This window comes from Streptococcus oralis (genome assembly GCF_001579025.1).
Lineage (GTDB): Bacteria > Bacillota > Bacilli > Lactobacillales > Streptococcaceae > Streptococcus > Streptococcus oralis_X.
The window spans coordinates 57,660-70,646 of sequence record NZ_KQ970235.1; the positions used below are offsets into that span (position 1 = coordinate 57,660).

Consider the following 12,987-nt stretch of genomic DNA (forward strand, 5'->3'; position numbering starts at 1 on the left):
CCCTTTGATTGTGATATAATATTCTATGACTATTACTAACCTACAAAACGCCTAATTCTGGTAAGGTAAAAAATGACCAAGAAATTACATCAAAAAAAATATCGAAAGTCTGCTTATTTGATTGAAGGATGGCACTTGTTTGAAGAAGCTGTTCAAGCAGGGGTGACGATTGAAAAGGTCTTTGCCCTAGAAAGTTACCGAGATCAGCTAGCTGCTTTTCCTCAAACTATCTGGGTTTCAGAGGAGATTTTGCTAGATTTGGCAGATACGCAAACTCCTCAAGGGATTGTTGCAGTGATTCAAAAAGAAGAAGTGGGACTGCCTGATCTCCATCAGGGTAAGTTTCTATTTTTAGAAGATGTCCAAGATCCTGGCAATGTGGGTACCATGATTCGGACGGCGGATGCGGCAGGTTTTACAGGGGTCATTGTTTCAGACAAGTCAGCGGATATATACAGTCTCAAGACCTTGCGTTCCATGCAAGGAAGTCATTTCCATTTGCCTATCTATCGTATGCCTCTTGCCAGCTTTGTAGAAGAGGCAAAGAAGAGCGATTTGCCTATTCTGGCAACGACCTTATCGAGAGAGTCAAAGGATTATCGTGAGCTTTCTTCACTAGAGAACTTTGTTTTAGTCATGGGAAATGAAGGACAGGGGATTAGTTCTGTCATGGCTGAGAGTGCTGATCAGCTGGTTCATATTGGCATGAAAGGTCGGGCAGAGAGTCTCAACGTGGCAGTTGCAGCAGGGATTTTAATGTTTTATTTAAGTTAATTTTTAGATTATTTGTTATAATCAAGGTAGAAATTTCTATAGAAAAGGAGAAATATTATGAATCAAACAATTATTCAAGAACGTTCAGGTCTCAATCAATTTTACGCTAAGGTTTATGCTTTTGTGGGACTTGGGATTGGTCTATCAGCTCTCGTGTCAGCTTTGATGTTGACAGTCTTTCAGTCCCAATTGGTCTACTTTTTAATGCATGGCCGTCTCTGGTTGATGATTGCAACTTTTGCAGAACTTGCTCTAGTCTTTGTTGCAAGTAGCATGGCTGCAAAAAATAGCCCAGCAGCTCTCCCAGTATTTTTAGTTTATTCTGTTTTAAATGGTTTTACCCTTAGCTTTGTCGTAGCTTTCTATACGCCGGGAACAGTTTTGTCAGCCTTTGTATCCAGTGCCCTACTCTTCTTTGTCATGGCGGCAATCGGAATTTTCACTAAGAAGGATTTGAGTGGAATGGGCCGAGCTTTGATGGCGGCGCTTGTTGGTCTCATCATTGCCATGGTTGTAAATCTATTTTTAGCCAATAGTTTCTTTGACTACATGATTAGTATTGCCATGGTCTTGGTTTTCTCAGGTTTGATTGCTTGGGACAACCAAAAGATTCGCTATGTTTATGAGCAGTCACGAGGGCAAGTAGCGACAGGATGGGTCATCTCAATGGCGCTCAGCATCTATCTAGACTTTATCAACCTCTTCCTTAGCATCTTACGAATCTTTGGTCGAAACGATTAATGAATGACAGAGTCAGTGTTCAAAAGAGCACTGACTTTTTCTTATTTACTCTTTTCTTTTCTTGGAAATAGGTGTATAATGCTTTTAACTAATTTTTGAGGAGCTGTTTATGAAGAAAAGTTTTATTCATCAACAAGAAGAAATTTCCTTTGTGAAGAACACTTTTACCCAGTATTTGAAAGATAAGTTAGAAGTTGTTGAGGTTCAAGGTCCTATCTTGAGCAAGGTCGGGGATGGGATGCAGGACAACCTATCAGGTGTCGAAAATCCAGTATCTGTCAAGGTTTTGCAGATTCCAGATGAAACCTATGAAGTCGTTCACTCACTTGCCAAATGGAAACGCCACACCTTGGCTCGTTTTGGTTTCGGTGAAGGTGAGGGTCTATTTGTTCACATGAAGGCCCTTCGTCCAGACGAAGATTCGCTTGATGCGACCCACTCAGTTTATGTGGACCAGTGGGACTGGGAGAAGGTTATCCCAAATGGTCAACGCAATATCGCCTATCTCAAAGAAACTGTTGAGAAGATTTACAAGGCTATTCGTCTAACAGAGCTAGCCGTAGAAGCTCGCTACGATATCGAATCTATCTTGCCAAAACAAATCACCTTTATCCATACAGAAGAGTTGGTGGAACGCTATCCAGATCTAACACCGAAAGAGCGTGAAAATGCGATCTGTAAAGAGTTTGGTGCAGTCTTCTTGATTGGTATTGGTGGCGAGTTGCCTGATGGCAAGCCTCATGATGGCCGTGCACCTGACTACGATGACTGGACAACAGAGTCTGAAAATGGCTACAAAGGGTTAAATGGCGATATTCTCGTTTGGAACGAATCTCTTGGTTGTGCCTTTGAACTTTCATCAATGGGGATTCGGGTAGATGAGGATACTCTTCGTCGCCAAGTGGCTCTTACAGGAGACGAAGATCGTCTTGAGCTGGAATGGCATAAAGCCTTGCTTAACGGCCTTTTCCCACTGACAATCGGTGGAGGTATCGGACAGTCTCGTATGGCCATGTTCCTTCTTCGTAAGAAACACATCGGAGAGGTTCAGACCAGTGTCTGGCCTCAAGAAGTTCGCGATACGTACGAAAATATTTTGTAGAGAATCGAACCGCAAGGTTCGGTTTTCTTTCTCTTTTTGCCTATAATTTGGTATAATAAACGGTATGAAAATCGTATCAGGAATCTACGGAGGGCGTCCCCTCAAGACGCTAGAAGGCAAGACGACGAGGCCGACATCGGATAAGGTGCGTGGAGCTATCTTTAACATGATAGGTCCCTATTTTGAGGGCGGTCGTGTCTTGGATCTCTATGCTGGCAGTGGTGGTTTATCCATTGAGGCAGTCTCGCGTGGGATGTCCCATGCTGTCTTAGTGGAACGGGATCGAAAGGCGCAAGCTATCATCGCTGAAAACATCCAAATGACCAAGGAAGTTTCCAAATTTCAGCTCGTAAAAATGGAAGCTGATCGTGCTCTAGAGCAAGTCGGAGGGACATTTGATCTGGTCTTTTTAGACCCTCCCTATGCCAAGGAACAAATCGTTGCAGATATCGAAAAAATGGCAGAAAGAAACCTTTTCTCCGAAGAGGTCATGGTTGTCTGCGAAACCGATAAGTCTGTAGAACTTCCAGAAGAAATCGCCTGCTTAGGCATCTGGAAGGAAAAAATATATGGGATTAGTAAGGTGACAGTTTATGTCAGATAAAATTGGATTATTTACAGGATCATTTGATCCGATGACAAATGGACATCTGGATATCATTGAACGCGCCAGCAAACTCTTTGATAAGCTTTATGTCGGGGTGTTCTACAATCCCCACAAACAAGGCTTTCTCCCCGTTGAAAATCGCAAACGAGCAGTTGAAAAAGCCGTAGCACATTTAGGTAATGTAAAGGTGCTGGCTTCTCATGATGAATTGGTAGTCGAAGTTGCAAGGAGACTGGGAGCCAAAACCCTTGTCCGTGGCTTGCGGAATACCACCGACTTGCAATACGAGTCTAGTTTTGATTACTACAATCATCAACTGGCTCCAGAAATCGAAACCATTTACCTATATAGCCGCCCAGAGCATCTTTATATCAGCTCTTCGGCCGTGAGAGAACTTCTGAAGTTTGGTCAGGAGATTCAGCAATATGTCCCAAACAGTGTTGTGGAGGAATTAGAACATGAAGAAAAAAACTAGATGGCCCTTATATGTCATCCTAGCACTAGTATTGACTTTTTTAGCCTTTGTAGTACCTTTACCTTACTACATAGAAGTTCCGGGTGGAGCGGAAGATATTCGTCGCGTTTTGAAAGTCAATGACACAGAAGACACAGAAGCAGGAGCTTACCAGTTTGTAACAGTCGGTATTCGACACGCAACCCTGTCGCATCTTGTATATGCTTGGTTAACACCTTTCACGGATATTAGAAGTGCCAAGGAGACTACGGGTGGCTCTACGGATGCAGAGTTTATGCGGATCAATCAGTTCTACATGCAAACTTCTCAAAATATGGCCAAATATCAAGGTTTGAAGACGGCTGGTAAGGATATCGAACTCAAGTATCTGGGAGTCTATGTCTTGACCGTGACGGACAATTCAACTTTTAAGGGCATTCTGAACATTGCGGATACCGTGACGGCTGTTAATGACAAAACGTTTGACAGTTCAAAAGACTTGGTCGACTATGTTAATTCTCAACAATTAGGGGATACGGTCAAGGTAACCTATGAAGAAGACGGAAAAGTCAAGTCTGCAGAAGGTAAAATTATCACTCTCGAAAACGGGAAAAACGGTATTGGGATTGGTTTGATTGACCGTACGGAAGTGACCAGTGACGTTCCAATTCGCTTTTCAACAGCTGGTATCGGCGGGCCAAGTGCTGGTCTCATGTTTAGTCTCGCTATCTACACCCAGATAGCAGATCCAGGACTTCGTAATGGCCGCATCGTTGCGGGAACGGGAACCATTGATCGCGATGGAAATGTTGGCGATATCGGTGGAATTGACAAAAAAGTAGTTGCAGCCTCTCGTCAGGGAGCCAACATCTTTTTTGCTCCTGACAATCCAGTCACCGAGGAAGCAAAAAAAGCAGATCCCAATGCGAAAAGCAACTATGAAACAGCCCTAGAAGCTGCTAAAACGATCAAAACAGAGATGAAAATCGTTCCGGTTAAAACCTTGCAGGATGCGATTGATTACCTTAAAAACAATCCCTAATTCGTAGAAAAATCGAAAACTAGCGCGCAAGCGGATAAGATGGTATAATAGTCAAATGGTTCAATTATTATTCACTCTAAGTAGTCATATACTCTTTATTTATTTGAGTTTTTACCTTTTGAAGGATCTTGTGAGATGGGAAAAGGTTTTAAAAGTGACCGCTACTAATACAAAAAAAGTTCGTTTGTTGGTAGGCTTCTTTAGTATTGTGATGGGCTACATCTTGAGTTCATTCTTTATCAGTTTGTACCAACTGTGGCAAGAAGCACTTAGAGGACTATTATAAAATCAAAAGTAAAGGAAACAACTATGGAAAAAATTGTGGTTCAAGGCGGAGATAATCGTCTGGTCGGGAGTGTGACGATCGAGGGAGCAAAGAATGCAGTCTTGCCCTTGTTGGCAGCGACTATTCTAGCAAGCAAGGGTAAGACAGTCTTGCAGAACGTCCCAATCTTGTCAGATGTTTTCACCATGAATCAAGTGGTTCGAGGTCTGAATGCCAAGGTGGACTTTGATGAGGAAGCTCATGTTGTCGAGGTCGATGCAACTGGTGATATCACGGAGGAAGCTCCATACAAGTATGTCAGTAAGATGCGTGCATCGATTGTTGTCTTGGGACCAATCCTTGCTCGTGTAGGTCATGCCAAGGTATCCATGCCAGGGGGCTGTACCATCGGAAGTCGTCCCATTGACCTCCACCTCAAAGGTTTGGAAGCTATGGGGGCAAAGATTACCCAGACAGCTGGTTACATCGAAGCCAAGGCAGAACGCCTGCATGGCACTCATATCTACATGGACTTTCCTAGTGTTGGCGCAACACAAAACCTGATGATGGCAGCGACTCTAGCGGATGGAGTGACTGTCATTGAAAATGCTGCGCGTGAGCCAGAAATTGTTGACCTCGCTATCCTTCTTAATGAAATGGGAGCCAAGGTCAAGGGAGCTGGTACCGAAACCATCACAGTGACTGGTGTTGAGGAACTCCATGGAACAACTCATAATGTGGTACAGGACCGTATCGAAGCCGGAACCTTTATGGTAGCGGCAGCTATGACTGGTGGAGATGTCCTCGTTCGTGATGCCGTCTGGGAACACAATCGCCCCTTAATTTCAAAACTCCTTGAAATGGGCGTTGAAGTGACAGAGGAATCAGAAGGCATCCGTGTTCGTTCTCAACTGGAAAATCTAAAGGCTGTTCATGTAAAAACCTTACCGCACCCAGGATTTCCAACAGATATGCAGGTACAATTTACAGCCCTGATGACAGTCGCAAAAGGGGAATCCACCATGGTGGAAACGGTGTTTGAGAATCGCTTCCAACACTTGGAGGAAATGCGCCGTATGGGCTTGCATTCAGAGATTATCCGTGACACGGTTCGTATTGTTGGGGGACAGGCTTTACAGGGGGCAGAAGTTCTATCAACGGATCTTCGCGCTAGTGCTGCTTTGATTTTGACAGGTCTGGTGGCGCAAGGAGAAACAGTTGTCGGTAAGTTAGTCCACCTTGATAGAGGTTACTACCGTTTCCATGAGAAATTGGCTCAGCTAGGAGCGAAGATTCAGCGAATCGAGGCAAATGATGAAGAAGAATAAAAACTTACGCTATGTACTCCGTCGTTTACTGTTGATTTTTATCGTACTATTGCTAGGCTTCCTGGCATTAGGAATCGGCTTGATGGTTGGTTATGGCATCCTAGGAAAGGGACAGGATCCATGGGCAATCTTGTCTCCAGCAAAGTGGCAGGAATTGATTAGCAAATTTACAGGAAATTAGACTGGGAGACCAGTCTTTTTCTAAAGAAATAAGGAGAAAAATGGACAAAAAAACAAGACAAGCTCTGATAGGATTACTTCTATTCTTACTCTTGGCTGCTGGAAGCTACTACATCAAGCAGATGCAGTCAGCACCAAATAGCCCTAGAACCCAGGTTAATCAGAAAAAACAAGCTTCAGAAGCACCCAGTCAGGAGTTGGCAGAAAGTGTCTTAACCGAGTCAATCAAAAACCAAATCAAGGGTAATCTCGAGTGGAATGGAGCAGGGGCCTTTGTTGTCAATGGCAATAAAACCAATCTAGATGCCAAGGTTTCAAGCAAACCCTATGCGGATAATAAAACAAAGACAGTGGGAAAAGAAACAGTTCCAACTGTTGCCAATGCCATCTTATCCAAAGCGACTCGGCAGTATAAAAATCGTGAAGAAACAGGCAACGGCTCAACATCCTGGACGCCACCAGGATGGCATCAGGTCAAGAATCTAAAGGGAGTCTATACACATGCAGTTGATAGAGGACACCTGCTGGGTTATGCCTTGATAGGTGGTTTGGATGGTTTTGATGCCTCTACCAGCAATCCCAAGAACATTGCAGTCCAGACAGCTTGGGCAAACCAAGCACAGGCTGAAGATTCGACAGGTCAGAACTACTATGAGAGTTTGGTCAGAAAAGCCTTGGACCAAAATAAGAGAGTCCGTTATCGGGTGACGCTCCACTATGCGACAAATGAGGACCTAGTTCCATCCGCTTCACAAATCGAAGCCAAGTCTTCAGATGGCGAATTGGAATTCAATGTCCTAATCCCCAATGTTCAAAAGGGAATCCAGCTTGATTACCAAACGGGTCAAGTAACAGTGACAGATTAGAAACAATAGATATAATAAAAACAGCTCCTTTGTCTTCTAGAGGCAGGGGAGTTGTTGTTTAAATGAAAAATAATGTGAATCCTGATGGATTTTATGATATAATGGAACACAAGATACTATTTTAGGAGAAGGACTATGGAAGACCCGAGCAGTCAGAATTTGTTGCTACAGTTTGTATTGTTATTTATCTTGACCTTGTTAAATGCTTTTTTCTCAGCCACTGAAATGGCGATGGTGTCACTAAACCGTTCCCGAGTGGAACAAAAGGCAGAAGAGGGAGACAAACGTTACATTCGTTTGTTAAAGGTACTTGAAAATCCTAACCACTTTTTATCAACAATTCAAGTTGGTATCACGTTAATTACCATCTTGTCAGGGGCTAGTTTAGCAGACACTCTAGGACGCGAAATCGCATCTTGGATAGGAGATAGTGAAACAGCTTACGCTATTGCAAGTTTTCTATCTTTAGCGTTTTTGACCTATATTTCTATTGTTTTTGGGGAACTCTATCCCAAGAGAATCGCTCTAAATCTGAAAGATACCTTGGCCATCCGAACCGCACCAGTCATTATTGGCTTGGGGAAAATTGTCAGCCCCTTTGTTTGGCTTCTGTCGGTTTCAACTAATCTATTGAGCCGTGTGACGCCAATGACCTTTGATGATGCTGATGAAAAGATGACACGTGATGAAATAGAGTACATGCTCACCAATAGTGAAGAAACACTGGATGCAGATGAGATTGAAATGCTACAGGGAATCTTTTCACTAGATGAACTAATGGCTCGTGAGCTAATGGTGCCTCGTACAGATGCCTTTATGGTAGATATTCAGGATGATAGTCAAACGATTATCCAAAGTATTCTAAAGCAAAATTTCTCACGTATCCCTGTTTACGACGGGGATAAGGACAATGTGATTGGTTTGATTCATACCAAGCGTTTGCTAAACGCTGCCTATGCAGATGGCTTTGAAAATATTGTCTGGAAACGAATCCTCCAAACACCACTATTTGTGCCTGAGACCATCTTTGTGGACGACCTCCTTAAAGAGCTTCGAAATACCCAAAATCAAATGGCCATCTTACTAGATGAATACGGGGGTATGGCTGGTTTGGTAACTCTAGAAGATCTTTTAGAAGAGATTGTCGGTGAGATCGATGACGAGACGGATAGGGCAGAAATCGAAGTCCATCAAATCGGTGAGGACACCTATATTGCACAGGGAACCATGAATCTTAACGACTTCAATGACTACTTTGGTGTCGAACTAGAAAGTGATGATGTGGATACCATCGCCGGTTATTATTTGACGGGTGTTGGTACGATTCCAACAACTGAAAAAATCAGTTATGAACTGGTTAGTCAAAACAAACAAATCGTCCTGACCAATGATAAGGTGAAAAATGGACGTGTTACCAAGGTAAAAGTTCAAATCACAGAACTAGAACCCGAAGAAGAAACAGAATAAAGCAGTGACTTGAGTCACTGCTTTTTGTAAATCTAGATGATAGGTTCAGTTATCCCCACTTATTAGGAATAATAAAAAAGCCCGGTTTTACGAGCTTTTCATTTGGTTAATTCCTGTTAATTCAGGTACTGAAAGGCGGTAGACGGATTTGAACCGACGATCAAGCTTTTGCAGAGCCGTGCCTTACCACTTGGCTATACCGCCTCAACGTTTATTATTATACCTTGAAAATCATTTCCCGTCAATAGTTTCTTATTCTAAAATCCAATTTAGGAAAACAGATGGTGATTGAAGAAGTGAGAAAAAGCTTGTAAAAATCCCGTTCTAAAGAAGATCAGACTAGAAAGTATTTCTTGCAGAAACAAACAAAGAATGCAAGAATTTTGACAAATAGAAGTTTTTTGAGGAAATGCGCCTAAATATTCTGAAAATTCGTTTACTTTTTAAAAAATATATGTTATAATTTCCAATAAGCCTAAATTTTTCAAGAGGAGTTGAAAATATGAAAAAAAGTAGAGTATTTGTTGCAGCAGGTGTTGCTTTATTAGCAGCAGGAGTACTAGCTGCTTGCGGTTCTTCAAAATCATCTGATTCAACAGCGCCAAAAAATTATGGATATGTTTATTCATCAGATCCTGAAACATTGGATTACCTTGCTTCGGGGAAACAAAGTACTAAATTAGCCACTTCAAATGGTATTGATGGTCTCTTTACAAATGACAAATATGGGAATTTGACTCCTGCAGTTGCAGAAGACTGGTCAGTTTCAAAAGACGGTTTGACCTATACCTACAAAATCCGTAAAGGTGTCAAATGGTTTACCTCTGAGGGGGAAGAATATGCTGAAGTGACAGCTAAAGACTTTGTAAATGGTTTAAAACACGCAGCAGATAAAAAGTCAGAAGCACTTTACCTAGCAGAAAATTCTGTTAAAGGTTTGTCTGACTATTTGGCAGGAAATTCAAAAGACTTTTCTACAGTAGGTGTTAAGGCAGTTGATGATTATACTCTTGAGTATACATTGAACCAACCAGAACCATACTGGAACTCTAAGATGGCTTACTCAATCTTCTGGCCATTAAACGAAGAATTTGAAAAATCAAAAGGGGATGATTTTGCTAAACCAACGGATCCTACATCATTACTTTACAATGGTCCGTTCTTGCTGAAAGGTTTGACTGCCAAGTCTTCTATCGAATTTGCGAAGAATGAACAATATTGGGACAAGGAAAATGTTCATCTTGATAAAGTAACCCTTGCTTTCTATGACGGATCGGATCAAGAGTCTCTTGAACGGAACTTTACAAGTGGAGCTTATAGCTATGCTCGTCTCTTCCCCACAAGTTCAAACTACTCTAAAGTAGCGGAGACCTACAAAGACAATATCTACTACACACCAGCTGGACCAGGAATTACTGGTTTGGGTGTCAATATTGACCGTCAAAGTTACAAATACACCGCTAAAACAACTGACGAAGAAAAAACGTCAACTAAGAAGTCCCTTCTTAACAAAGACTTCCGTCAGGCCTTGAACTTTGCCGTTGATCGTACAGCTTATTCAGCGCAAATTAATGGTAAGGAAGGTGCTCCTCTTGCTGTTCGTAATCTCTTTGTAAAACCAGATTTTGTCGCTGCGGGTGACAAGACCTTCGGTGACTTGGTAACTGAGAAGATGGCAGCTTATGGTGATGAGTGGAAAAACGTAAACTTTGCTGATGGTCAAGATGGACTTTTCAACGCAGATAAGGCCAAAGCAGAATTTGCCAAAGCTAAAACTGCATTAGAAGCTGAAGGGGTGAAATTCCCAATCCATTTGGATATTCCAGTAGATCAAACAAACAAAGGGTATATTGCTCGTATCCAATCCTTCAAACAGACAGTTGAAAAAGTGCTTGGAGAAGAAAACGTAGTCATTGATATTCATCAAATTTCTAAAGATGAGGCATTGAATATCACATACCATGCACCAAATGCAGCAGCAGAAGATTGGGATCTATCAGGTGCAGTTGGATGGAACCCAGACTATGAAGATCCATCAACTTACCTTGATATCCTCAAATCAACAAACAAGTCGCAAACCAAAACCTACATGGGATTTGACGATCCAGCGAACCCAGCAGTTAGTCAAGTTGGTTTGAAAGAATACGATAAGTTAGTTGATGAAGCCGCTAAAGAAACCAGCGATTTGAATGTTCGTTATGAGAAATACGCTGCAGCTCAGGCTTGGTTGACAGATAGCTCTCTCTTCATCCCTGCCATGTCTGGTAGCGGCGCAGCACCATTCATTTCTCGTGTAGTACCATTCACAGCTTCTTATAGCCAATCTGGAGACAAGAGTTCAGATCTTTACTTCAAGTACATTCAGTTGCAGGATAAGGTTGTAACGAAAGCTGAGTACGAACAAGCTCGTGAGAAATGGCTCAAAGAGAAAAAAGAATCAAACGAAAAAGTTCAAAAAGAATTGACAAATCACGTTAAATAAATAACTCTCAAGAGAACTTTCTCTCCATGAGGAGAAGGTTCTTTTGGGATTTTAAAAGGAAACGATATGAAGAAATATATTTTTATGCGTGTATTGCGTTCATTGTTGTCTATTTTCTTGGTGACAACATTGACATACACAATTATTTATACGATGGTTCCTCGAAAATTGATTTTCAAGCAGGATACCAACTATAACAAGATTGCAACGACGCCAGATAAACGAGACAATTATGAAAATACCGTTTATGAGCGGATGGGCTATATCGAGTACTACGATACCAAGGAGTTGCAAGAAAAAGCTAGCACAATGGACTCATCTGTAACAGTAGATGCCAACGATGCCAACAAGGCAATCTACGAAAAATACATCAACCAACTAGGAAATGGTTGGACGCTAGGTGTATTCTCAGAAAGTGGTCAATTCTATGCTACGCGTGAAATTCCGATTTTTGAACGTGTTTTCAAATTCTATGCCAACTTGATTGATATTGATCATACAAACAAGATTCAAGACCCTGAAAATCCAAACTTGCAACGCTATCTTCGTTTTGAAAATGACCCTGCTATCGGTTGGTCATTGGTTGGTTCAGGTACAAAACATAAGTATCTTTTGTATTTCAACAACCAATTCCCATTTGTACACCAAAACTTTGTGAACGTTAACTTAGGTGATTCTTACCCAACTTATGCAAACACACCAGTGCTTCAAGTTATCACCCAAGGTCAGGGACAAACTAAGACATCAGAAGTTCAATTCCCTACAGGTAAAAAGACTTCATCTGTAGATATCTACTCTCGTACCTACAAATCACCAAGTCAAGCAGACGCACGTGAGGTGGCAAACTATGGTAAGGACGATCCTTACACGGCTACAGAAAGCAATTACCAATATCCATCTATGATTGCAAGTTCAGCTGTTGCTGGTTTGATTGGTTTGATTATCTCGTATGCTATTGCTATTCCACTTGGATCTGCTATGGCTCGCCACAAGAATACTTGGATTGACAGCTTCTCGACAGGTGCTCTGACCTTCTTGCTTGCCCTTCCAACGATTGCCTTGGTATATATTGTGCGCTTGATTGGATCATCTATCGGTCTGCCAGACTCATTCCCTATCTTGGGGGCTGGAGATTGGCGTTCTTATGTCTTGCCGGCAGTCATTCTAGGTTTGTTGGGAGCACCAAGTACAGCTATCTGGATTCGTCGTTACATGATCGACTTGCAATCTCAAGACTTCGTACGTTTTGCTCGCGCCAAAGGTTTGTCTGAAAAAGAAATTTCAAATAAACACATCTTTAAAAATGCCATGGTTCCTTTGGTTTCAGGTATTCCTGGTGCTGTAATCGGAGTTATTGGTGGTGCAACATTGACAGAAACAGTATTCGCCTTCCCAGGTATGGGTAAAATGTTGATCGACTCTGTTAAGGCATCCAACAACTCAATGGTAGTTGGTCTCGTCTTCATCTTCACATGTATTTCTATCTTCTCACTCTTTGTAGGAGATATCTGGATGACCATGCTTGATCCACGTATTAAATTGACAGAGAAAGGAGGCAAATAATGTCAACAATCGGAAAAGAAAAATTTCAGTTCGTAAAACGTGACGATTTTGCCTCTGAAACAATTGACGCCCCTGCCTATTCATACTGGGGTTCTGTATTTAGACAATTTCTAAAG

The 12,987-nt window shown here is 41.9% G+C and carries 13 protein-coding genes and 1 tRNA gene; 13 read left to right on the forward strand and 1 reads right to left on the reverse strand.

The window, feature by feature from the left end:
* Window positions 1-72: 72 nt before the first annotated feature.
* The 11 genes from SORDD27_RS00300 to SORDD27_RS00345 all read left to right on the forward strand — a co-directional run bounded on the left by SORDD27_RS00300 (window position 73) and on the right by SORDD27_RS00345 (window position 8,826).
* A complete protein-coding gene (locus tag SORDD27_RS00300; RefSeq protein ID WP_061426645.1) occupies window positions 73-774 on the forward strand; it encodes a TrmH family RNA methyltransferase in 702 nt (233 codons plus the stop codon).
* Window positions 775-831: 57 nt separating this feature from the next.
* On the forward strand, window positions 832-1,515 hold the full coding sequence (locus SORDD27_RS00305; RefSeq protein ID WP_001076870.1) for a Bax inhibitor-1/YccA family protein: 684 nt from the start codon (window positions 832-834) through the stop codon (window positions 1,513-1,515).
* 109 nt (window positions 1,516-1,624) lie between these two features.
* The gene (asnA, locus tag SORDD27_RS00310) at window positions 1,625-2,617 is read left to right on the forward strand and encodes an aspartate--ammonia ligase (protein ID WP_000747998.1); all 993 of its coding nucleotides are present in this window, start codon (window positions 1,625-1,627) and stop codon (window positions 2,615-2,617) included.
* 64 nt (window positions 2,618-2,681) lie between these two features.
* Window positions 2,682-3,221 carry a 16S rRNA (guanine(966)-N(2))-methyltransferase RsmD gene (gene rsmD, locus SORDD27_RS00315; RefSeq protein ID WP_061426647.1) on the forward strand — a complete coding sequence of 180 codons (540 nt, stop codon included), beginning with the start codon at window positions 2,682-2,684 and terminating at the stop codon, window positions 3,219-3,221.
* Window positions 3,211-3,699: a pantetheine-phosphate adenylyltransferase gene (gene coaD, locus SORDD27_RS00320; protein ID WP_061426649.1), complete on the forward strand. Its 489-nt coding sequence runs from the start codon at window positions 3,211-3,213 to the stop codon at window positions 3,697-3,699. The genes rsmD and coaD overlap by 11 nt, the downstream gene beginning before the upstream one ends.
* Window positions 3,683-4,720: a SepM family pheromone-processing serine protease gene (locus SORDD27_RS00325; protein WP_061426650.1), complete on the forward strand. Its 1,038-nt coding sequence runs from the start codon at window positions 3,683-3,685 to the stop codon at window positions 4,718-4,720. Before coaD ends, SORDD27_RS00325 begins: the two co-directional genes overlap by 17 nt.
* Window positions 4,721-4,775: 55 nt before the next feature.
* Window positions 4,776-5,006, forward strand: coding sequence for a DUF1146 family protein (locus SORDD27_RS09535; protein WP_002892633.1), 231 nt, complete (start codon window positions 4,776-4,778; stop codon window positions 5,004-5,006).
* 23 nt (window positions 5,007-5,029) lie between these two features.
* On the forward strand, window positions 5,030-6,313 hold the full coding sequence (murA, locus tag SORDD27_RS00330) for a UDP-N-acetylglucosamine 1-carboxyvinyltransferase (RefSeq protein WP_061426652.1): 1,284 nt from the start codon (window positions 5,030-5,032) through the stop codon (window positions 6,311-6,313).
* Window positions 6,300-6,494, forward strand: coding sequence for a DNA-directed RNA polymerase subunit beta (locus SORDD27_RS00335; RefSeq protein ID WP_000739701.1), 195 nt, complete (start codon window positions 6,300-6,302; stop codon window positions 6,492-6,494). The genes murA and SORDD27_RS00335 overlap by 14 nt, the downstream gene beginning before the upstream one ends.
* Window positions 6,495-6,534: 40 nt before the next feature.
* Complete coding sequence (locus SORDD27_RS00340; RefSeq protein ID WP_061426654.1) at window positions 6,535-7,359, forward strand: DNA/RNA non-specific endonuclease; 825 nt, start codon at window positions 6,535-6,537, stop codon at window positions 7,357-7,359.
* A gap of 135 nt (window positions 7,360-7,494) precedes the next feature.
* Window positions 7,495-8,826 (forward strand): hemolysin family protein, encoded by a 1,332-nt coding sequence (locus tag SORDD27_RS00345; RefSeq protein WP_061426656.1) that lies wholly within the window; start codon window positions 7,495-7,497, stop codon window positions 8,824-8,826.
* 133 nt (window positions 8,827-8,959) lie between these two features.
* Here SORDD27_RS00345 and SORDD27_RS00350 read toward each other — a convergent pair.
* Window positions 8,960-9,030: transfer RNA gene (locus SORDD27_RS00350), tRNA-Cys, on the reverse strand.
* Between the two features lie 298 nt (window positions 9,031-9,328).
* Between SORDD27_RS00350 and SORDD27_RS00355 the strand changes: the two genes are divergently transcribed.
* Window positions 9,329-11,308 (forward strand): peptide ABC transporter substrate-binding protein, encoded by a 1,980-nt coding sequence (locus tag SORDD27_RS00355; protein ID WP_061426658.1) that lies wholly within the window; start codon window positions 9,329-9,331, stop codon window positions 11,306-11,308.
* Between the two features lie 66 nt (window positions 11,309-11,374).
* A complete protein-coding gene (locus SORDD27_RS00360) occupies window positions 11,375-12,871 on the forward strand; it encodes an ABC transporter permease (RefSeq protein ID WP_033629310.1) in 1,497 nt (498 codons plus the stop codon).
* The last annotated feature ends 116 nt before the right edge of the window (window positions 12,872-12,987 follow it).

Excerpts from the sequence above, each read along its gene's own strand:
- SORDD27_RS00345 (WP_061426656.1), top strand. The coding sequence starts at position 7,495 with ATGGAAGACCCGAGCAGTCAGAATTTGTTGCTACAGTTTGTATTGTTA.
- SORDD27_RS00340 (WP_061426654.1), top strand. The coding sequence starts at position 6,535 with ATGGACAAAAAAACAAGACAAGCTCTGATAGGATTACTTCTATTCTTA.
- SORDD27_RS00300 (WP_061426645.1), top strand. The coding sequence starts at position 73 with ATGACCAAGAAATTACATCAAAAAAAATATCGAAAGTCTGCTTATTTG.
- coaD (WP_061426649.1), top strand. The coding sequence starts at position 3,211 with ATGTCAGATAAAATTGGATTATTTACAGGATCATTTGATCCGATGACA.
- murA (WP_061426652.1), top strand. The coding sequence starts at position 5,030 with ATGGAAAAAATTGTGGTTCAAGGCGGAGATAATCGTCTGGTCGGGAGT.
- SORDD27_RS09535 (WP_002892633.1), top strand. The coding sequence starts at position 4,776 with ATGGTTCAATTATTATTCACTCTAAGTAGTCATATACTCTTTATTTAT.
- SORDD27_RS00335 (WP_000739701.1), top strand. The coding sequence starts at position 6,300 with ATGAAGAAGAATAAAAACTTACGCTATGTACTCCGTCGTTTACTGTTG.
- asnA (WP_000747998.1), top strand. The coding sequence starts at position 1,625 with ATGAAGAAAAGTTTTATTCATCAACAAGAAGAAATTTCCTTTGTGAAG.
- SORDD27_RS00325 (WP_061426650.1), top strand. The coding sequence starts at position 3,683 with ATGAAGAAAAAAACTAGATGGCCCTTATATGTCATCCTAGCACTAGTA.
- rsmD (WP_061426647.1), top strand. The coding sequence starts at position 2,682 with ATGAAAATCGTATCAGGAATCTACGGAGGGCGTCCCCTCAAGACGCTA.
- SORDD27_RS00305 (WP_001076870.1), top strand. The coding sequence starts at position 832 with ATGAATCAAACAATTATTCAAGAACGTTCAGGTCTCAATCAATTTTAC.
- SORDD27_RS00355 (WP_061426658.1), top strand. The coding sequence starts at position 9,329 with ATGAAAAAAAGTAGAGTATTTGTTGCAGCAGGTGTTGCTTTATTAGCA.
- SORDD27_RS00360 (WP_033629310.1), top strand. The coding sequence starts at position 11,375 with ATGAAGAAATATATTTTTATGCGTGTATTGCGTTCATTGTTGTCTATT.